The organism is uncultured Parasphingorhabdus sp. (assembly GCF_963975735.1).
In the GTDB taxonomy this organism is placed as follows: domain Bacteria; phylum Pseudomonadota; class Alphaproteobacteria; order Sphingomonadales; family Sphingomonadaceae; genus Parasphingorhabdus.
In genome coordinates this window covers 695638-714524 of the sequence record NZ_CAXBIA010000001.1, presented here as the reverse complement: position 1 = coordinate 714524, position 18887 = coordinate 695638, and the positions used below count along the sequence as shown (strand labels likewise).

18 protein-coding genes are annotated in these 18887 nt (G+C 55.5%); 9 read left to right on the top strand and 9 right to left on the bottom strand.

Features of this window, described 5'->3' with window-relative positions; translation table 11 throughout:
* Nucleotides 1–70: 70 nt before the first annotated feature.
* The gene (locus AACZ86_RS03445) at nt 71–694 is read right to left on the bottom strand and encodes a 2-hydroxychromene-2-carboxylate isomerase (RefSeq protein WP_339689323.1); all 624 of its coding nucleotides are present in this window, start codon (nt 692–694) and stop codon (nt 71–73) included.
* Between the two features lie 47 nt (nt 695–741).
* Nucleotides 742–1431, bottom strand: coding sequence for a glutathione binding-like protein (locus AACZ86_RS03440; RefSeq protein ID WP_339689322.1), 690 nt, complete (start codon nt 1429–1431; stop codon nt 742–744).
* Between the two features lie 310 nt (nt 1432–1741).
* Here AACZ86_RS03440 and AACZ86_RS03435 point away from each other — a divergent pair, with 310 nt between their 5' ends.
* From AACZ86_RS03435 to arsB, 4 genes are read left to right on the top strand one after another with little or no spacing between them, the layout of a single operon-like run.
* Nucleotides 1742–2071: a metalloregulator ArsR/SmtB family transcription factor gene (locus tag AACZ86_RS03435; RefSeq protein ID WP_339689320.1), complete on the top strand. Its 330-nt coding sequence runs from the start codon at nt 1742–1744 to the stop codon at nt 2069–2071.
* Nucleotides 2068–2547: an ArsI/CadI family heavy metal resistance metalloenzyme gene (locus tag AACZ86_RS03430; RefSeq protein WP_339689319.1), complete on the top strand. Its 480-nt coding sequence runs from the start codon at nt 2068–2070 to the stop codon at nt 2545–2547. The genes AACZ86_RS03435 and AACZ86_RS03430 overlap by 4 nt, the downstream gene beginning before the upstream one ends.
* A gap of 7 nt (nt 2548–2554) precedes the next feature.
* Entirely contained in the window at nt 2555–3067 is a 513-nt protein-coding gene (locus AACZ86_RS03425) for an arsenate reductase ArsC (RefSeq protein WP_339689318.1), read from the top strand.
* On the top strand, nt 3067–4092 hold the full coding sequence (gene arsB / locus AACZ86_RS03420; protein ID WP_339689316.1) for an ACR3 family arsenite efflux transporter: 1026 nt from the start codon (nt 3067–3069) through the stop codon (nt 4090–4092). Before AACZ86_RS03425 ends, arsB begins: the two co-directional genes overlap by 1 nt.
* A 21-nt stretch (nt 4093–4113) precedes the next feature.
* On the opposite strand, the gene AACZ86_RS03415 is transcribed toward arsB, so the two are convergent.
* Nucleotides 4114–4713 carry an urea carboxylase-associated family protein gene (locus tag AACZ86_RS03415; protein WP_339689314.1) on the bottom strand — a complete coding sequence of 200 codons (600 nt, stop codon included), beginning with the start codon at nt 4711–4713 and terminating at the stop codon, nt 4114–4116.
* Nucleotides 4710–5414, bottom strand: a complete 705-nt coding sequence (gene gntA, locus AACZ86_RS03410; protein ID WP_339689313.1) for a guanitoxin biosynthesis heme-dependent pre-guanitoxin N-hydroxylase GntA — start codon at nt 5412–5414, stop codon at nt 4710–4712. The genes AACZ86_RS03415 and gntA overlap by 4 nt, the downstream gene beginning before the upstream one ends.
* Before the next feature lie 177 nt (nt 5415–5591).
* Between gntA and AACZ86_RS03405 the strand changes: the two genes are divergently transcribed.
* Nucleotides 5592–7133, top strand: a complete 1542-nt coding sequence (locus AACZ86_RS03405) for a bifunctional GNAT family N-acetyltransferase/carbon-nitrogen hydrolase family protein (RefSeq protein WP_339689311.1) — start codon at nt 5592–5594, stop codon at nt 7131–7133.
* A 52-nt stretch (nt 7134–7185) separates the two neighbouring features.
* On the opposite strand, the gene AACZ86_RS03400 is transcribed toward AACZ86_RS03405, so the two are convergent.
* The 3 genes from AACZ86_RS03400 to AACZ86_RS03390 all read right to left on the bottom strand — a co-directional run bounded on the left by AACZ86_RS03400 (nt 7186) and on the right by AACZ86_RS03390 (nt 11349).
* The gene (locus AACZ86_RS03400) at nt 7186–8364 is read right to left on the bottom strand and encodes an LL-diaminopimelate aminotransferase (protein WP_335652772.1); all 1179 of its coding nucleotides are present in this window, start codon (nt 8362–8364) and stop codon (nt 7186–7188) included.
* 170 nt (nt 8365–8534) lie between these two features.
* The gene (locus AACZ86_RS03395; RefSeq protein WP_339689308.1) at nt 8535–10169 is read right to left on the bottom strand and encodes an alkaline phosphatase D family protein; all 1635 of its coding nucleotides are present in this window, start codon (nt 10167–10169) and stop codon (nt 8535–8537) included.
* 4 nt (nt 10170–10173) lie between these two features.
* On the bottom strand, nt 10174–11349 hold the full coding sequence (locus AACZ86_RS03390) for a DUF3667 domain-containing protein (RefSeq protein ID WP_339689306.1): 1176 nt from the start codon (nt 11347–11349) through the stop codon (nt 10174–10176).
* A gap of 103 nt (nt 11350–11452) precedes the next feature.
* Between AACZ86_RS03390 and AACZ86_RS03385 the strand changes: the two genes are divergently transcribed.
* The gene (locus AACZ86_RS03385) at nt 11453–11899 is read left to right on the top strand and encodes a biopolymer transporter ExbD (RefSeq protein ID WP_339689305.1); all 447 of its coding nucleotides are present in this window, start codon (nt 11453–11455) and stop codon (nt 11897–11899) included.
* 145 nt (nt 11900–12044) lie between these two features.
* Entirely contained in the window at nt 12045–12485 is a 441-nt protein-coding gene (locus tag AACZ86_RS03380) for a MarR family transcriptional regulator (RefSeq protein ID WP_339689303.1), read from the top strand.
* Here AACZ86_RS03380 and proB read toward each other — a convergent pair.
* The gene (gene proB / locus AACZ86_RS03375) at nt 12482–13648 is read right to left on the bottom strand and encodes a glutamate 5-kinase (RefSeq protein WP_339689302.1); all 1167 of its coding nucleotides are present in this window, start codon (nt 13646–13648) and stop codon (nt 12482–12484) included. The two genes, AACZ86_RS03380 and proB, sit on opposite strands and share 4 nt — an antisense overlap.
* Before the next feature lie 184 nt (nt 13649–13832).
* Here proB and AACZ86_RS03370 point away from each other — a divergent pair, with 184 nt between their 5' ends.
* Nucleotides 13833–14615 (top strand): pyrroline-5-carboxylate reductase, encoded by a 783-nt coding sequence (locus AACZ86_RS03370; protein ID WP_339689301.1) that lies wholly within the window; start codon nt 13833–13835, stop codon nt 14613–14615.
* Between the two features lie 162 nt (nt 14616–14777).
* Here the strand turns inward: AACZ86_RS03370 and AACZ86_RS03365 are convergent, their stop codons facing one another.
* Nucleotides 14778–15185 carry a hypothetical protein gene (locus tag AACZ86_RS03365; RefSeq protein ID WP_339689299.1) on the bottom strand — a complete coding sequence of 136 codons (408 nt, stop codon included), beginning with the start codon at nt 15183–15185 and terminating at the stop codon, nt 14778–14780.
* A gap of 491 nt (nt 15186–15676) precedes the next feature.
* Here AACZ86_RS03365 and AACZ86_RS03360 point away from each other — a divergent pair, with 491 nt between their 5' ends.
* The gene (locus AACZ86_RS03360) at nt 15677–18883 is read left to right on the top strand and encodes an autotransporter domain-containing protein (RefSeq protein WP_339689298.1); all 3207 of its coding nucleotides are present in this window, start codon (nt 15677–15679) and stop codon (nt 18881–18883) included.
* Nucleotides 18884–18887: the final 4 nt, after the last annotated feature.

Genomic DNA, 18887 nt, shown 5'->3' with positions numbered 1-18887 from the left:
GAAGTCGAGAAGTTTGATATTCCCAAGTGTCTCGACTGCGCTCGACACGAACGGAAATGAAGATTCGCTGTTATGCTGGACCTTGTTTAATCGCCCAGTTAACGAGCGGCAACTGGTCATTGCCAAAATACATTCTTTCTCCCTCTCCAAAAGGTACAAAAATACTTGGAGAGCCATAGGCACCGCGGGCAATCGCCTCTTCGGTATTGGCGCGCAGCCGGTCCTTGATTGCTTGTTCCTGCGTCTTTGCGGCCAGCGCTACACCGTCCAGTCCGACCTCGTTGGCAATCGCGATCAACACTTCCGGATCATCCAGATTGCGCTGGTCACCATAATAAGCGTTGAATGCGGCGGTCGCGAACTTGTGCAGTGCCGCCTGGTCCTCCTCCAGGGCACAACATAACCGCATCGCATGTACCGACTTGACCGGATGATGTTCGCTCGGAAAATTCATCGGCAGACCGGCGAGCTTTGCCCAGTCCTTTAGCACGCGGAAACTGTGAACGAATTTTCGATTGTCCGGGTTTTCCCGCGCAGCGTACACGTCCTGATTCACTGCATTAAACACGCCGCCAACGAGGAACGGTTTCCAGATGATTGCCGCGCCATTGTCTTTGATGATCGGCTGGATATTGTGGAAGGCGAGACACGTCCATGGAGAGGAGAGATCGAAGTAAAATTCTACTGTGGTCATATTCGGTCCTTTTTTTACCTCACCCGTTTACAGGGAGTGGCTATTTCCTATCGGTCCAACCCGAACAATGTCTTGCGCGTTTGCGCATCGTCCTGCGGGTTCCGATTGATCTTGTCCCGGCCGACCGCCATCCCGCGCCGCAGGCCTTCGCGCTGCTTCAGCGTCTCGTACCAGCGCTTCACATGGCTAAAGTCATCGAGGTTGATTTCCTGACGCTTGTAAGTCTGGACCCAGGGGAAGCAGGACATGTCGGCAATGCTGTAGTCTTCACCCGCGAGATAGTCATGATCCGCCAGACGCCGGTCCATCACGCCAAACAGTCGCAGCACTTCCTTGCGATAGCGCTCGGTGGCATATTCGATTCGGTCGGGCGCGTAGAGTTTGAAATGGCCATGCTGGCCCATCATCGGTCCCAGCCCGCCCATCTGCCACATCAGCCATTCGGTCGCCGCAATCTGTCCGCGCAAATCATGCGGCAGAAATGCTTCCGCCTTGTCCGCCAGATAAAGCAGGATCGCACCAGTCTCGAACACACTAACCGGTTCTCCGCCATCCGCAGGATCATGATCGATGATCGCCGGGATCCGGTTATTCGGGCTGATCGCGAGAAATTCCGGTTCGAACTGCTCGCCGGCTCCGATGTTCACCCATTTGATATTATAATCGAGCCCGCTCTCCTCGAGCATGACCGATATTTTCCAGCCATTGGGTGTCGGAGCAAAATATAAATCAATCATAAGCGCAAATCATCCTCGTCGAACTTTACACACTTTACAGTGTTATATTTTGAAAATCCCGGTGACCCGATTGCCGGCTCCGAGGGGGTTAAGAAATGGGTGTTTCGCGTCAGTGAACATCATGCCGCAACGTGGCACAAAAGCTGCCCCGTAGGACAGTAAAATGTGACAATATTCGCGTTGCCCAATCGGGAACCCCGTCAGTCACCTAACGACCGCCGTCAATGATATTTCGACAATAGTAGAAATATCATTGACGCAAGGATATTATTTTTATATTTCCATGATTATCGAATCAATGGAGTCGTAAATGGAACCCGATCAGGCCGTCAGCGCTTTGGCGTCGCTCGCCCAGGAGCATAGGCTCTCAATATTCCGCTTGCTGGTGCAGGCGGGCAAAGATGGTCTTGCTGCCGGCGCGATAGCCGAGAGGCTTGGCGTTCCGCCCAGTTCGCTGTCCTTCCATCTCGCCCATCTGACACGCTCCGGCCTGATCAGTCAGGAGCGCCAGTCCCGTACCCTGATCTACCGGGCGGACTATGCGGCGATGAATCAACTCGTCGCCTATCTGCTGGAAAATTGCTGCGCCGGTAACGCCTGCGCGGTTGACCTTCTCGTTTCACAAGGAGCCTGCAAATGAAAAGAATGCATATTCATCTGTCCGTTGAAAATATCGACAAGTCGGTCGCATTCTATACCAGCCTGTTCGGCGCGGAACCGACGGTCCTGAAGGACGATTACGCCAAATGGATGCTCGATGACCCTCGCGTCAATTTTGCCATGTCGAGCCACGAAGGCGCCAATCGAGGGGTCGAGCACGTCGGTATCCAGTCCGAAAATGCCGAGGAACTGGCCGAGGTTTACGGCCGGATCAAACAGGCCGGCGGCGCGATATTTGACGAAGGGGCGACGACCTGCTGCTACGCGCAGTCGGAAAAAAACTGGACGGCGGATCCCGATGGTGTTGCCTGGGAAGCCTTTCTGACCAACGGCGAAGTGACCGATTATGGCAATCGCGTCGATCTCGGCCAGCTTGCGTCCGGAAATGCCGCCGACGGAGCTTGCTGCACACCAGAAATGAAGCCGCAACCCGCAGCTTCTTCCTCCTGCTGCTGATAATCACATGTCAGGCAAGACTTATAACGTGCTGTTCCTCTGCACGGGCAATTCGGCGCGCTCCATATTGGGCGAGGCATTGCTCAACCGTGATGGCGCGGGTCGCTTTCGCGCCTATAGCGCGGGCAGCTTTCCGAAGGGCGAGGCACATCCCATGGCGCTTGAAATTCTGGAGCAGCTGGAATTTGATACCGGCGGTTTGCGGTCGAAAAGCTGGGATGAATTTTCTGCACCGGACGCCCCCCGGATGGATGTCATCATAACCGTCTGTGACAATGCCGCGGGCGAAACCTGTCCGATATGGCCGGGCCATCCAGTGACCGCCCATTGGGGTATTGAAGACCCGGCCGCTGTCGAAGGCGATGGCCAGCGCGAGGCGTTCCAGACCGCGTTGCGCTATATGCGTAACCGGATCAGCCTGCTACTCAACCTGCCGATCGACGCTCTCGACGCGCTCAGCCTGAAGACCCGTCTGGCAGCCATCGGCGCTGACGAAAGCGCCAGAGAACGGAATATATAATGGGACTTTTCGAACGCTGGCTTTCGATATGGGTTGGCCTGGCCATATTGGCTGGCCTGCTGCTCGGCAATATCGCGCCCGGACTGTTCAGCCTGATCGCGGGCCTTGAATATGCCTCGGTCAATCTCGTCGTCGCCGTTCTGATCTGGGCGATGATCTATCCGATGATGGTGGCGGTCGATTTCGGCAGTCTGCGGGATATCGGCAGCAGGCCCAAGGGGCTGATCATCACCGTCATAGTCAACTGGATGGTCAAGCCGTTCACTATGGCCGCACTTGCTGTGCTGTTCTTCGATTATATCTATAGCGGGATCATATCGGGCGAAGACGCGCAGCAATATATTGCCGGTCTGATCCTGCTCGGCGCTGCCCCCTGCACTGCAATGGTGTTTGTCTGGTCGCAAATGACCAAAGGCGATGCCGCCTATACTCTGGTGCAGGTATCGGTGAACGACCTGATCATGATCGTCGCCTTTGCACCGATTGTCGCATTGCTGCTCGGCGTAACCGATATCGCCATTCCGTGGCAGACGCTGCTTCTCTCCGTACTGCTCTACGTTGTCGTGCCGTTGGTTGCCGGAGCATTCACCCGGCGCATGGTCATCGCCAGCCATGACAATGATGTTGCGGCGGTGGATCATTTTACGGCCCGGCTCAAACCGGCGTCGATCATGGGTCTGCTGGCAACGGTCGTCTTGCTCTTTGCCTTTCAGGCGCAAACCATCCTGGCGCAACCGGTGCTGATCGTGCTGATCGCCATCCCGATCATCCTGCAGTCCTACGGTATATTCGCGGTTGCCTATGCAGCGGCATGGGCATGGAAAGTGCCGCATAATATCGCGGCACCCTGCGCGCTTATCGGGACGTCCAACTTCTTCGAACTGGCGGTTGCGGTCGCTATCGGCCTGTTCGGTCTGTCCAGCGGCGCGGCACTGGCAACGGTGGTCGGCGTATTGGTCGAAGTACCGGTCATGCTTTCGCTGGTTGCGATAGCGAACAGGACGACGAAGGGCTTTGCTGACTAAAAGCAAGGTCGAGCGGGTTGTTTAGTCCGCAACGTCCGGCAGAACCTGATAGTCGATCGGCTTGAAACTTCCGCCGTTGGATGCATAAGCCGAGCAGGCCGTCAGGCCGATCACAAGATCCATCTCTGCCTGCAAGCGGATGACATCGCCGGTCTTGCTCGTTGGCGGAAGAACTTCGAGCTTTCCGGTTGACTGATCGACCGGTACGTTCATGAACACGTTAAACGCGCAGGGAATCGCATCCGGTTCAATACCATAAGGGGCAAGCGCTTCTGCCAGATTTCCGAAACATCCACGATGCACCGGCTTGTCGGGGTAGAAATACCTGAACGTATCTTCGCTGCACGGTGTCAGCAGGAAGTCGTGCGAGCCCACCGTGTCATGCACAATCCTGAGCATCGGGTTCGAGCGGTTCGACCAGAGCTGGTTGCCTTCGCCCAGTCTGATGGTTTCCTCATAATCAAAGGTCCGGCCGTTCGACAGAACTTCCCTGACATCATCGGCATTATAGGCAAGCAGGTCGGAGACCTGTCCGCCGTCCGGATCGATCACCTCGAGGAACTGGCCTTTCAGCAACCGGAACGCTGCGCCCGAACGTGGCGGGATGCGGGTCGCATTCATGTCGTGCGCCGATCCTGAAACGGGCATTGCCAGTCATCGTCAACGTGCCGCCCGCTATATTGGCGGGCTTCGCTGGACTCGCCATGTTTCGCCAGCATCGGATTAATGTCCCCGGCCAGCTTTTTATCGCGATCCAGGATCGTATCGCGCATCTTCTCATAGCGGCCTTGTTCCCGCAAGCGCTCGAACTGGTCGTGAAGATTGAAGATCAAAGTCGGTTGTGAAAAGCGGCGGGCCGGACGGGAGGAGTTGGGGTGCAAGCCGATCACGAAAAAGGGTTCGCCACCAAAACTGAGAGAGAAATGCGGATCTTTGGGATCAGCACTGACGCGTTCGTCGTAAGACTGACCGAGCCACGCGTCCTTGTCTGCTATCGACTGGATTCTTTCCCACATCAATTTTTCAAATTCGACTTCCGACAGATCTTCCGGGCCTTCGAATATGACAGCCAGGCTGCGGAACCCCTCGTCGCACTCGCGATATTCCCTGGCCCAGGCGAGCAGTTCGCGATGGATTGTCAAATCGTCCCAGCTGCTGTCGATCCGGTGGGCAACTACGGTTTTGAGATTGTCACGGGCCAAGGCTGATTTCGCGCCGACGCAGGGGAACTCCGGCTGCAGGATCATCGCGCCGATCGTGTCCTGCAGTTCTTCCAGACGCCTGACTTTATAGTCTTTATCTAACAGGTTTGAATGGTTCATGCCGATCCTTACGCCTAAAAACCGGAAGCGTTCCGTCCGGTCACCATAGCAGCAAAAAATCCTGCGTCCGTTTCCTTTCAGACTGGCGCGATTATCTATCGACCGAATATCGAGCGCTGGGCTATCGCTTTAACAACATAGCTTCCCCAAGGTTTAAAAGCCCGCTAATGGGCGCGGATGACCGCAGAAAAACCAAAACTCATCATCCGCATGGCGGAACTGGAAGACGCCAGAAAAATCTCGACCCTGTCGCGCAAAGTTTACGGCAAGGGCGAAGGCTATACGGCCGAGGAAGTCCGTGGCCAGATCAATAATTTCGCCGATGGCCAGCTGGTCGCGGAATATGAAGGCAAGATTGTCGGCCATTGCGCAACATTCCAGATATCCGAGAAAACCGCCCGCGCGGCGCATAGCTGGGCGGAAATCACCGGTGGCGGCTTTGCTGCCCGGCATGACCCGGCGGGCGAAATATTATATGGCATGGAAGTCAGCGTCGATCCCGATTATCGGCGCCTGCGTATCGGCCTGCGTTTCTACAAGGTCCGCCGGGAGCTCTGCCAGCATCTCGGGCTGAAAGGCATTATTTTTGGCGGCAGATTGCCCGGCTACGAGCGGCGCAAGCGCAAATTTCCTGATCCAGCGGATTATCTGGCGGCGGTTCTGGACAAGCAATTCCGCGATCCGGTAATCAATTTTCAGCTCAATCAGGGCTTCGTGCCGCTCGGCATTTTGAAAGACTATATGCCGACCGACAAGCCGTCCGGCGGCAACGCGGTGCATATGTTCTGGGAAAACCCGCTGGCGGTCGAAGCGAAGCTGGTGACGCAGAGCCCGCATGACCGTCTGCCGCAATCGGTGCGGGTTGCGACCGTGCAATTCCAGATGCGCAAGATTGCCTCGCAGACCGAATTTGAAGAGCAGGTCGAATATTTTGTCGATGTGGCTGCAGATTATGGCGCGGACTTCGTGACCTTCCCGGAATTGTTCACGCTGCAATTGCTGTCTCTTGAAGGCGAAAAGCTGGACCCGGCTCAAGCGATTGAAAAAATCGCCGAATATACCGAACGGTTCAAAGAAGTGATGGAGAAGCTGGCGGTTTCCTATCATATCAATATCATCGGCGGCTCCCACCCGACCCGCATGGGAAATGGCGATATCCGCAACATATCCTATGTCTTCCTGCGCAGCGGCGCGATCTATACGCAGGACAAGCTGCACCCGACACCGAGCGAAGTCCGCTGGTGGAATATCAAGGGCGGCTTTGGCGCAGAAGCCATTCCGACAGATTGCGGGCCGATCGGCGTGATGATTTGCTATGACAGCGAATTCCCCGAGATGGCGCGGCATCTTGTCGATCAGGGCGCGATGATATTGTTCGTTCCCTTCTGCACCGATGAACGGCGCGGCTATTTGCGGGTGCGCTATTGCTGCCAAGCCCGCGCGGTGGAAAACCAGTGCTATGTCGTGATGTCAGGCGTGGTCGGCAACCTACCGAACGTCGAGAATATGGACATTCACTATGCCGAGAGCGCGATCCTGACACCATCCGACTTCCCGTTCGCACGAGACGGCGTCGCGGCAGATACCGCTCCGAACACAGAAACCATCGCAATTGCCGACCTGTCGATGACAAGCCTGCTCACCAGCCGGCAATCCGGCGCCGTGCAGAATCTGAAAGACCGCCGCTTCGATCTCTATCGGGTGCTCTGGAAAGGCTAGGCATCACGCTGAATGGCGTCTGATCGGACTCCATTCAGCGTACGCAAACCCGTCAGCCCTTGCTCAGGAACTTCTTGATGCTCCGCGCTGCCTGACGGATGCGCTGTTCATTTTCGACCAGTGCCAGCCGGATAAAGCCCTCGCCTTCGTCACCAAAGCCGGTGCCGGGCGCCACGGCTACACCAGCCTCCGCAATCAGTCGTTTGGAAAATTCCATCGAGCCGAGATGCTTGAACTGCTCGGGAATCGGAGCCCAGGCGAACATGCTCGCTTCGGGCGGCGGGATGTCCCAACCGGCACGGCCGAAGCTTTCGACCATGATATCCCGGCGCTTTTTGTATAGCGCACGGTTTTCGGCAATAATATCCTGCGGGCCGTTGAGCGCTGCTGTCGCGGCGACCTGAATCGGCGTGAAGGCACCATAATCGAGATAGGATTTTACCCGCGTCAGGGCGCCGATCAGCTTCTGATTACCGACCGCAAAGCCCATGCGCCAACCCGGCATCGAATAGGTTTTGGACATGCTGGTAAATTCGACCACGCAATCCTTTGCCCCTTTAATCTGGAGCATCGATGGTGTCGGCGTGTCACCGAAATAGATCTCGGCATAAGCCAGATCGCTGATCACCCAAAGCTTGTGCTCGCGCGCGAAATCGACGACTTTCTGGTAGAAATCGAGATCGGCGACATAGGCGGTCGGATTGCTCGGATAGCCCATTACCAGCACTGAAGGTTTTGGCACAGTATAGCTCATCGCATATTCCAGCCGGGTAAAGAAATCGGGTCCCGGTGCAGCAGGAATCGAGCGGATGGCTGCGCCTGCGATGATGAAACCGAACGTATGGATCGGATAAGACGGATTGGGAGCGAGTACGACATCGCCCGGCGCGGTGATCGCCTGCGCCAGATTCGCCAGCCCCTCCTTGGAGCCGAGTGTCACAATGACTTCGCTTTCCGGATCAAGATCGACGTCAAAGCGGCGTTTGTAATATTTCGCCTGCGCCAGTCGCAGCCCCTTGATGCCCTTCGAAGCCGAGTAACGGTGCGCGGTCGGATCATTGGCTGTTTCGCAAAGCTTGTCGATAACATGCTTGGCCGGCATCCCATCGGGATTGCCCATGCCGAGATCGATAATATCCTCGCCGCGCGCTCGCGCCTCGGCCTTCATCGCGTTCACTTCAGCGAAGACATAAGGCGGCAGGCGTTTGATGCGGTAAAATTCTTCGGACATTATCGGTCGTTTCTAGCTTTTAGTTATAGGGAACCGCCGCTTTGCGTAATTTTGATATGAATGTCGAGCGTTTGAGAGCGGTTTGCGCAATTTGTTGACCGCAGATGATGCAGGGCTGGACCGGTACGACCACAACTGGTCTTCACGGTTTTACATAAATAGCGGAGCGTTCAGGCCTGAAGCCGGTTCGCACCCCGCAACACCGTCTGGCTTTTGCTTCCGCTCAGCGCAATGGACTTCGCCCGGATAGTATCAAGAAAATGCCATGTCGACGTGGCTTTCTCGGGAGTCAGCGTCACGGCCATATAACCGCGTTGAGCGGTATCGGTCCATTGCAGCGCGGAATTGGTTTCGATCAGCGATTTCGCAGCGACCGCGGGGCTGGCTCCTGACAGATAGGATTCGATTCCCGGAGAGGTCACGCTATGCCCGGCGAATTCGACACCGGCCGCGCCGTCACTGGTCGCAAGATCAAACGCCCAGGCGTTGTGGCTGTCACCGGATAGTACAACGAGGTCCGCGTCCACTTGCTGGGCGCTGGCAAGAGCACGTTCGCGGGCCTTAGGATAGCCATCCCAGCTATCGAGGTTGATCGGCAGACCAAGCTTGGCCGCCATTGCCCCCACCGCCAGCCGTTCCCTGGCATAGGCCGGCGCATCATCGGAAACCCAGTTTATCGCTTCCTGCGGCAGTTTGAGTTCACCCATTACGCATTGCTGTGACCAGACCTGCCATTTGGTCCCGGAGGCCTTGGATTTGCGCATCCCGGACGTCAGCCAAGCCTCCTGCTCGCCGCCAATCATTTCCAAAGCCGGATCCTGCCAGGCATTGTCCCGAAAGGATTCGAGCGCCTGCTGGATATCCTTCTGCCCTTTCAGCGCAGCCGCAAGATCGAGCTGCTTTGTCCGCGCGCCGATCCGGCTTTCGGTCATGAAAATCGTCGCCAGATCGCCAATCTGATATTCGCTCCAGCGCGGACTGCCATATTCCATGTCGCTGACCGGCATCCACTCGCGATAGACCCGTTCGGCGACCCGCTTGCGCACCTCCCAGTCACCCTCACTGCTGTCATGGTTTTCCGCGCCATCCATATAGGCGTCATTGGCAAATTCATGATCGTCCCACATCGCGATCATCGGCAGCACCTGATGAATGCGCTGGAGGTCCGGATCCTTCCGATAAGCCGCGTAGCGCAGGCGATAGTCGGCCAACTGTACCATTTCCGAGACCGGGTTTATCTCCCGCCCGGCCAGCGCCTGATCTTGGGATGGATAGGTTCCAACCGGATATTCATAAAGATAGTCACCGGTATGAACCATCAGGTCGAGTTCCGCATTTTGCGCGGCATGAGCATAAGCATTGAAATAGCCGAAGGGCAGATTGGAACAGCCGACCACACCGATTGTGAATTTCGGGATTGGCCCTTCAGGCAAGGTCCGGGTTCGACCGATCGCGGATTTCGAGCCATCGGGAGCAATGAAGCGGTAAAAATACCAATGGTTTGGATCGAGGTCCTGCACCGTTATCTTTGCGATATGGTCACGATCAACCAGCGCTTCCACCTCTCCCGCAATTTTGGCACCGGCAAAATCGGGGTTCGCGGATATTTCAGCCGTAAGCCTGACATCGCCATTACCTACAAAGCGGGTCCACAACAGAACAGAGCGCTGTGACGGCTCACCACTGGCAATCCCATGGGTAAAACCCTTCGCGCCCATCAGCGACGCCGAAGCCGGCATGCTGAGCGCACCGAGGCCAAATGTGCCCAGCGCCATCAATTGCCGACGATCAATATTCATGGTCATGATTTTATCCCAAAACACCCAGAGCGAGCAAAATAGCGAAGAACAAAGACAGGCTGATGACAGTGAAGACCAGCAGGAACGAAACCCTTACCAAGGCTTCGGTTCGGGACATTTGATAGGCGTGCCGCAGTTGCCGGTACATATGAAATGGTGGATAAAAGATCAGCAGGGCAGACCAAACGCCGCCAGGGACGCCCATGGCGGCGAGAATCGCGCAGGAGATAAAGAGCAGCGACATGAAGCTGATCGAATAGGTGGTAAAAACCGCATGATCATAAAAATGGTAACCGCGCCGGCCAATGATCGTCAGCCAAACAAATGGCAGGGAAATGGGAATCAACAGCCACGCAAATTTATAGCCATTGGCCTTCAGTTTGTAGAGCAGCAGTTCCGGGTTGGCGGTGACCTTCTTGACGGCGGCGGCGAGCCATTTGTCAATTTCCGGAGCGCCCGTACTGATGCTGCTGTCGGATGTCAGCACATTGCCGGCCTGGATATCGTCCAGTCCGTCCTGTATCCTAGACAAATCATCGTCTGACAAATTGGTGTTCTCAATATCGCCATCAGCCAGTTTGACAGCGGGATATGGCATTTCTTCGCCGGTCATCGTTGCCATAACATTGCGGCCCTTCTTGAGTTTCAGAATCTCCTGCTCAAGCTTGGTTCTGTTTTCACCGTCAGCCAGATTTAGCTGCGCCGTCTTCGCCCTGATCTGTCCATCCAGTCGCCCCGCCTCCTCGGCTACACCGATGCTCCATTCACCATCCGTGGCGGTTTCATCTCCTCCTGAAAAAGGATCGCCAAGAAAGGAGAAGACCGCGAACATCATGAATACGGAAAACAGGAATAGCGCCATTGGCGAGATGAATTTTGCGCGTTCGCCATGCACGTAACGCCGGGTTAGGTCACCCGGTTTCCAGGCCAATAGCGGCAAGGTCCGCCAGAACTTGCCTTCAAAATGCAACACGCCATGCAATATGTCGTGCCAGAAAGCACCGATTGACCGATGAACATGCAGCGGCTGTCCGCAATTGCCGCAATAGCTGCTGGCCACAAGCGCACCGCAGTTGAGGCAATTTGGACCTTCGTCACCCGCTGATCCGGCGCTGTGTCCATCCAATGCTTTGGCTAAAAGACCGCCTTCCACAGCGGTGCCCATTGCTTCCAGTTCCTCCGACATAGAACGCAGTTTGGCCTATTCGATTGATAAGGCAAGCAGCTTTTTGCAATCCGTTTGATCTTATGTTACATGATATATTATAACATTTCATAGGAGGATTTATATGCGCACCAAAAAACTGCATCTCCGTCAGAAATCCGCAAACCTGGCGATGGAGCAACCCCTTGCCGACCTCAACATCACACCGCTAATCGATGTGCTGCTGGTTCTTTTGGTGATGCTGATGCTCTCCGTCCCGGCTGTCACCCATAAAGTCCCGGTAGACCTGCCAACCGGCGGACAGGGAACAAACACTCCCGATGTCAACAGACTGCTCCTGAATTCCGCAGGGACGGCGATCTGGAACGATGTACCGATGGACAGCGACCGGTTGCAGGTCAGGCTGGAAATGATGGCGCGTGATCCGGCGAAACCGCAACTCCATTTCGAAACCGACGCCCGGGCCCGATACGAACGATTTGACCAGGTCGTAGCGATGATCAAACGGGCGGGGGTCGAAGAAGTCGGTTTCGTCGGCAATGATCGATATAAAGAATGGGACCGTCCTTGAGACTTCAATTCATAAACGACCCATTTTAAGAGCAATACCGAGCGGACGGATTCCAGCGATCGTCAAAAAATATCTGCAATTACCTAGGTCATTGACGCAATAAATCTATATTGGACTTATTATGTCAAACTCAAACGCACTTTTGGTGGCCTTGCGCCAGATTAACCGCGCGATCGATTTGCATTCGAAGAAGCTGGAGAGAGAAACCGGACAGACGACGCCACAGCTTCTACTCTTGAAGGCATTGGAAAAGGACGGCCGGGCAAAGCCGTCGGTCATCGCTAAAACAGTACATTTATCGCATGCCACGGTGACGTCGATTGTCGATCGGCTGGAAAAATCCGCAATGGTTACACGCGAGAAAAGCGAGGATGACCGACGTTCGGTGGAGATAGTTTTGACCGAGAAAGGTCGAGACTGTATCGAAAATGCACCGGAATTGCTGCAAGAAGACTTTTTGCTGTCTTTGTCACAACTCGAATCATGGGAACAGAATCTGCTGATCTCGTCGGTCCAGCGCATCGCTGTGATGATGGAAGCAAACAAGCTCGAATCCGCCCCCATTCTCGAGGTGGGCGAAATCTAGCTTTGGGGCGCGACTTCGGTCATAACCTCATCTGCCGGCAAATCCCATGTCAGGTGCCGGTCATCCAATACGATCATATTCTTGTCGGTAATCAGCGTGCCGAGGGTTTTATAGCCCAATAGCTGCAAGGCCGTCATCGCAGGGTTCCGGGCCAGGGCCATGGTTTCATCAGACGAAAAATTGGTCAGACCTCGCGCCAGCTCGTTACCGGATTCATTATATATATGGATGACATCGCCTTTGACGTACGGCCCTTGAATCGAGAGCACATCTTCCCGGCCAATATTCCGTCGGCCTGTTTTGAACGCTTCGGCGGTCTCCTCGGTTACCACAATGCTCCCCGCCATCTGCAGACGATCTGATAGCCAGTTGGCCCAGGCGGATTCAGGCCGTTCATTGGCCAGAATTCTTGTATGACGTCTTTCATCATTCAACACGGACGTTACCGGATGCTCATATTCTCCATGCGCGATCCGCGTATCACAACCGGAATTCTGCGCCATATGGGCCGCTTGTATCTTGGTCAGCATCCCGCCGCTGCCCAGGCTGCTCACCCCTTCGGTCACCGCCAGATAAGGCGAGACATCGGTAACTTCCTCGACCAGCTTGGCGCCGGGCTCCGACGGGTCCTTGTCAAATAGGCCATCAACCTGCGTCAGGATGATCAGTTCGTCCGCCTGCAGCATTTGGGCAATTTTCGCAGACAGCCGGTCATTGTCACCGACCCGGATTTCTTCGGTCGTTATCGTGTCATTTTCGTTGATGATCGGCATGATATTGGCGTCGAGTAGCCGGTCGACCGTATTCTTGGTATTCAGGAACCGTTTACGGTCTTCCAGATCGCGCAAGGTCACCAGCACCTGCGCTATTTCAAAACTATATTCATGGGCGACCTGCTTATAGGCATTGAGCAAAAGCGGCATACCGCATGCGGCTGCAGCCTGCTTGTCCCGCAGACCAGCCGTCTCGGGCCGTTCGCCGATCATGTTCATGCCCAGCGCAACCGAACCGGACGAGCATAATATGACTTTCGCTCCGCCTTCCCGCAACCGGGCGATATCTTCCAGCAGATTATGCATGAAAGCCCAGCGTGGCGTGAGCCGTTCTTCGTTGGCAAGCAGGCTTGAGCCCACTTTCACAACGATCGTTTTACCTTGTACCATGTGACCTGATGCCCTTATTACTAATCCGTGGAGGTAGGGATTGAACCTATCCAGTGCAATAATTTAGTGATCAAAACATCTGATTTTGCATGAAAGCTATGATAAACAAACATTTGTTGACATGCCTATTTTGAATACTAAGCACATCGCTCGACCTCAATAACACTAACAGCAAGAGATTGATTTGACAAAAATATTGCTCCTAGGATGCGGAAACATGGGCGGTGCGCTGCTGAAGGCATGGGCCGCCAACACCGATTATGATTTTACCGTGGCTGACCCGGCCAGCCCCGATCTGCCGCAGGGTGTATTACAGGTTGGTTCTGTAGAAGAGTTGGGCGAGGAAATTTTTGATTATCTAATCGTCGCGCTAAAACCGCAGTTGATTGATGACGTGCTTCCTGCCTATCTGCCCCGGCTAAGTCCTTCGGGTGTGATAAGTTCGATAGCAGCTGGCTATTCGGCCGAAAAATTGGCCGCTCATGCGCCGGGACGGTCGGTCATCCGGATCATGCCCAACCTGCCTGCGATGATCGGCAAGGGTGTCAGCGGTCTTTATGCCCATGGCACTGTCCCCGAAACGGCCTCCAGCGAGATAGAACGGCTCGCCTTATGTTCGGGCGAAATCGTCTGGGTGGACAGCGAAGATATGCTGGATCGCCTGACAGCGGTGGCCGGAAGCGGGCCGGGATATGTTTTCGAGATGCTGCGCGCTTATGTGGAGGCTGCCGAAGAACTGGGATTTAGTGAGGAAGACGCCAAAAGCCTGGTTCTGGGTACGGTCCGCGGAACACTGGAGCTCGCGCTACAATCCGACCAGTCTCTGGAGAATTTGCGCACGAACGTTACCAGCAAGGGCGGCACCACCGCCGCCGGTCTAGACGCGCTGAACGGTAACAGGGAATATTCGGAATTGATCGGCAACACGCTGCGGGCCGCCTACAAGCGTGCAACAGAACTTCGTTAGATACTGCATCGACCGGGAATTGTGGCGTCAGGATCATCCGAGCTTTAGCCGACGACAGGGCTAAGCCCCGGATTGACAATCGGTCACTTTAAAGCCGGCTTTCACGGGCTGGATAACCGCGTATTTTCGAACCGACTGCTATGGCCGGGACAAGCTCCGGGCCTAGTTCCCGCTATTGGAACGCTCGTCAAACCACCGGCGCATGATCGATGCCTGGCAGCCGCTAAAACCATATGTTCCGACGACCGAACAACTATTGGGGCGCCCTGGCCGTGCTGCCTCGTCATGGGACGCGACCGCCGAACTCCAGCTCTGTTCACCGCCTTGTTCTTCTTCTGCGGTTTCGCGAAGTTCCTTCGGGATACGGTAACGTTCTGATTCGGGCCTTTGGGCACAAACGACGATTTCGTCGCCCTCTGCCTCGGGGCATTTATCTTCCCCATAGGTTACGAGAACTGAAAAACGTTCCGGCGTATCGACTTCCGTCGGCACTTCAGCACTCGCGCCTACGCACAAGAAACAACTAACCAGTCCGGTCACGGCGGTCTTTACAATCTTGGTTGGCGTCACGGATTTGACCTTTCTATTGATCGTCGTATCTGGCGGACATTACCGGTTCGCAATGACGCACAGATATTCTTCTGAATGTTTAGGCCTGCTGAACGTCAAAATTTATTGCTCGAACAAATATGCAAGGCTGAATATTGATGCCGCCGCATTTGCCTTTGGGGGAGGAACTGGTTTTGGCCATTAGACGGGGATTGTGGATAGAATTAGGATATGATGTTTGAAAATTCTGCTGCGGGGTCATTCCTGTCCGCATTGAGCGGACATTCCCAGATTTCTTTTCCGGAGGGCCGAAATATCCCCCATTTTGCTACCCGAGTATCTCACAATACTCCCGATCCTAGAATGCCCACTCTGCACGCAAAAAACGGCCAAGAACCTTGTCGCAATTTTCAATAGGACGAAAATATCGATTCTGATCAAGGCTGCAGAAGAATGACTCCGTCTTGTGTTTGCAACGGGAAATTTATCCCGACATTCACAAGAGGATTTATATGCGCAAATATCTACTCGGGTCGACCTGCCTGTTCGCTGTCATATCCATCCCCGCTCAGGCGGAAACGAGCATCGCGACAGCCACGACCACCCCCGTCCGCACATCAACGATCAAATCCGGCGCTGCCGACGACATAAAGATCACGTCGGCCGGTTCGATCAAGCCGACATCGGGCAGTGCCGTGACCATCGACAGCAACAACAAGCTGACCAACGAAGGTACGATAGAGATCAGCAATGCCAACAATGCCACCGGCATTCTGGCAACCGCTGGCGTTACCGGCACGATTAACAATGCTGCGTCCGGCAAGATCATCATTGACGAACCCTACGCACCGACCGATTCCGACAATGACGGTGATCTGGATGGCCCTTTTGCGATCGGAACCGGCCGGACAGGCATTGCAACCGCGGGTGCTTTCACCGGCAACATTACGAATAGCGGAACGATCACCGTCGAAGGCAATGACTCGGCAGGCATTCGTCTTGGCGGGACATTGACCGGCAATTTTGTCCATGACGGCAAGACGAGCGTGGTTGGCGACCGTGCGCTTGGCGTTGGTTTGCAGGATGTAAACGGCAATATCCGGCTTGCAGGCACAATCACCGCGCAGGGCGTGGATGCGGTAGCGGCGCGTATCGACGGCAATGTCAACGGCGCGCTGGTGGTTCAGGGCACACTGAGCTCGAGCGGCTATCGATATACAACGCCACCCTCAGACACTTCCAAGCTTGACGCCGATGACCTGTTGCAGGGCGGACCTGCACTGTCTGTGGAAGGAAATGTCACCGGCGGCATCATTCTCGCTGTGCCACCAAAGGATAACAGCGCCACAGACAATGACGAAGATGATGACGGCATCGAAGATTCGAAAGAGGGTTCTGCTCTCGTCCGTTCCTATGGTGCAGCCCCGGCCATGCGCATCGGCGACACAAGCAACGCCGTGACCATTGGTCCGGTTGCAGGCACCGGCACAGGGTTCGGTCTGGTCATTGATGGCGGCATTCTGGGCAGCGGTCTCTATACTGGCATCGAGGCAAACGGCCTGCAAGTAGGCGGGCTCGGTGGCGCGGTCACGATCGAGGGTGGTATCGGCATTGGCTCGACCGGTTCAGTGAAGGCCGCGTCCAATGGTGGATCGGCGACTGCAATTAAATTCGGTGCCGGCGCGACCACACCGGAAATCCGCAATGCCGGTATCATCGAGGCAACCGGCGGCAGCAGCGCGACGTCGATCAGCACCGCTGTTTCGATAGGCGCTGGCGCAAACGTACCGACCATCCGCAACAGCGGTACCATTAACGCCAAAGCGGGCGGAGATGATGCAACGGCCATTGCCATTATCGACAAATCGGGCAATCTCGACCTGGTCGAAAACAGCGGCGCAATTACAGCCATCGGCGCGCTCAAGACATCGGACCGGAACATCGCAATCGACCTGTCGGCAAATAATTCAGGCGCTGTCGTTCGTCAGACAGCAGTGGCTGCAACAGCCAAAGCGCCTTTCATCTCCGGCGACATTCGCTTCGGTGGCGGGAACGACATATTCGACATCGCCGATGGCAGTGTGACGGGCAACAGCAGTTTCGGAACCGGCGACAACCGGCTTAATTTATCGGGTGATGCCACTTACAGCGGCACGGCCAGCTTTGGCGCCGGGGCCGACACGCTTGCGCTCGCCGGCACATCGATATTCAGTGGCACTGCCGATTTCGGCGGCGGCGCGGACATGTTGACAATTTCCGGCACATCACGTTTTTCCGGCTCGCTGGTCAATGCACAGGGCCTTGCGGTTTCAGTATCGGGTGGCACGTTGGATGTTACAGGTTCTACCCAGATCGCCTCCCTTGCCGTTACCGGAGAGGGCGTGCTCGGTGTGACCGTTGGCGGCAGCACCGACACCGCCCTGCAGATATCGGGAGGTGCAAGTTTTGCGACCGGTTCGAAACTCGCAATCAGACTGTCCGATGTCCAAAGCGCGGAGGGTGACCATATAGTGTTGCAGGCAGGGACGCTTACGGGCGCCAGCAACTTGACCGCATCAACGACGCTTCTGCCCTTTCTTTACAAGGGCTCGCTAAGCGCAAACACCAATCAGGTCATCGTCAGCGTCGCTCGCAAGGACGCTGCAGAACTGGGCCTCAACCGTTCTGAAGCAAGCGGTTTTGCAGCAGCCTATGCGGCACTGGTCGACGATGAAGATGTCGAGGACATTTTCCTGGCTATCGCCGATGGAGAAGAATTCCGTCACCAGCTCCGCCAGATGCTACCCGAACATGAAGGCGGCCTGTTTGAAAATGTCACCTCGGGATCGCGCGCGCTCGCACGGTTCCTTGCCGACCCCAAAGGCCCGTTCAAAGATGAAGGCAGTTGGGGTTATTGGGTGGCCCAGGCCGGATGGGGTGTTTCGAAAAGCCGTGGCGATACTGCCGGCTATGATGTCGGGGGCTGGGGCATATCGGCGGGCGCCGAGCATAAGACCGGCATCGGCAATTTCGGCGCCTCTATCGCTTATCTCAACGGAAAAAATGGTAACGGCAGCAACAGCAATGAAGTCTGGTCAAACCAGTTTGAGCTAGCGGGCTATTGGCGTTTGAACACAGGAAACTGGCTCGCCCATGCCCGTGTATCCGGCGCAAAAATCGATTTTGACGGCTATCGCTATTTCAACGCTACGCTCGGTACCGAAGAGATCACAAAGACAATGACCGCTGACTGGGATGGCACATTATGGTCGGCATCCGGTGCCGTCGGCCACGACCTGCGCTCGGGCAATTTCTCGATCCGTCCGACCGTTGCGGTAGACTATTACAAGCTGAAAGAGGACGGCTATGCCGAAACGGGTGGCGGTGACGCACTCGACCTGACCATCGCTGAACGGAACAGCGATGAGCTTGCCGTATCGGGAACTGTAGCGCTCGGGCTCGATCTCGGCGGGATTGATCAATATGACGGCTGGTACCGTTTTGAACTGGAAGCGGGTCGTCGACAGATTGTTGGCGGTGCGCTCGGCGTCACTGTCGCCCAGTTTAATAATGGCACACCTTTCACTCTTGTTCCCGAGGAACGCCAGAGCGGCTGGGTCGGCCGTTTGCGTGCCGTTGCCGGCAATTCAGGCTTTCAGGTCGGAGGAGAAGTATCCGTGGAAGAACATCAAAATCATGCGGCAATAGCAGTCCGCGCAAGCATACGGCTCGGGCTATAGAGAA

Excerpts from the sequence above, each read along its gene's own strand:
- arsB (WP_339689316.1), top strand. The coding sequence starts at position 3,067 with ATGGGACTTTTCGAACGCTGGCTTTCGATATGGGTTGGCCTGGCCATA.
- AACZ86_RS03415 (WP_339689314.1), bottom strand. The coding sequence starts at position 4,713 with ATGAATGCGACCCGCATCCCGCCACGTTCGGGCGCAGCGTTCCGGTTG.
- AACZ86_RS03385 (WP_339689305.1), top strand. The coding sequence starts at position 11,453 with ATGCGCACCAAAAAACTGCATCTCCGTCAGAAATCCGCAAACCTGGCG.
- gntA (WP_339689313.1), bottom strand. The coding sequence starts at position 5,414 with ATGAACCATTCAAACCTGTTAGATAAAGACTATAAAGTCAGGCGTCTG.
- AACZ86_RS03400 (WP_335652772.1), bottom strand. The coding sequence starts at position 8,364 with ATGTCCGAAGAATTTTACCGCATCAAACGCCTGCCGCCTTATGTCTTC.
- AACZ86_RS03430 (WP_339689319.1), top strand. The coding sequence starts at position 2,068 with ATGAAAAGAATGCATATTCATCTGTCCGTTGAAAATATCGACAAGTCG.
- AACZ86_RS03390 (WP_339689306.1), bottom strand. The coding sequence starts at position 11,349 with ATGTCGGAGGAACTGGAAGCAATGGGCACCGCTGTGGAAGGCGGTCTT.
- AACZ86_RS03405 (WP_339689311.1), top strand. The coding sequence starts at position 5,592 with ATGACCGCAGAAAAACCAAAACTCATCATCCGCATGGCGGAACTGGAA.
- AACZ86_RS03445 (WP_339689323.1), bottom strand. The coding sequence starts at position 694 with ATGACCACAGTAGAATTTTACTTCGATCTCTCCTCTCCATGGACGTGT.
- AACZ86_RS03395 (WP_339689308.1), bottom strand. The coding sequence starts at position 10,169 with ATGACCATGAATATTGATCGTCGGCAATTGATGGCGCTGGGCACATTT.
- AACZ86_RS03440 (WP_339689322.1), bottom strand. The coding sequence starts at position 1,431 with ATGATTGATTTATATTTTGCTCCGACACCCAATGGCTGGAAAATATCG.
- AACZ86_RS03435 (WP_339689320.1), top strand. The coding sequence starts at position 1,742 with ATGGAACCCGATCAGGCCGTCAGCGCTTTGGCGTCGCTCGCCCAGGAG.
- proB (WP_339689302.1), bottom strand. The coding sequence starts at position 13,648 with ATGGTACAAGGTAAAACGATCGTTGTGAAAGTGGGCTCAAGCCTGCTT.
- AACZ86_RS03425 (WP_339689318.1), top strand. The coding sequence starts at position 2,555 with ATGTCAGGCAAGACTTATAACGTGCTGTTCCTCTGCACGGGCAATTCG.
- AACZ86_RS03360 (WP_339689298.1), top strand. The coding sequence starts at position 15,677 with ATGCGCAAATATCTACTCGGGTCGACCTGCCTGTTCGCTGTCATATCC.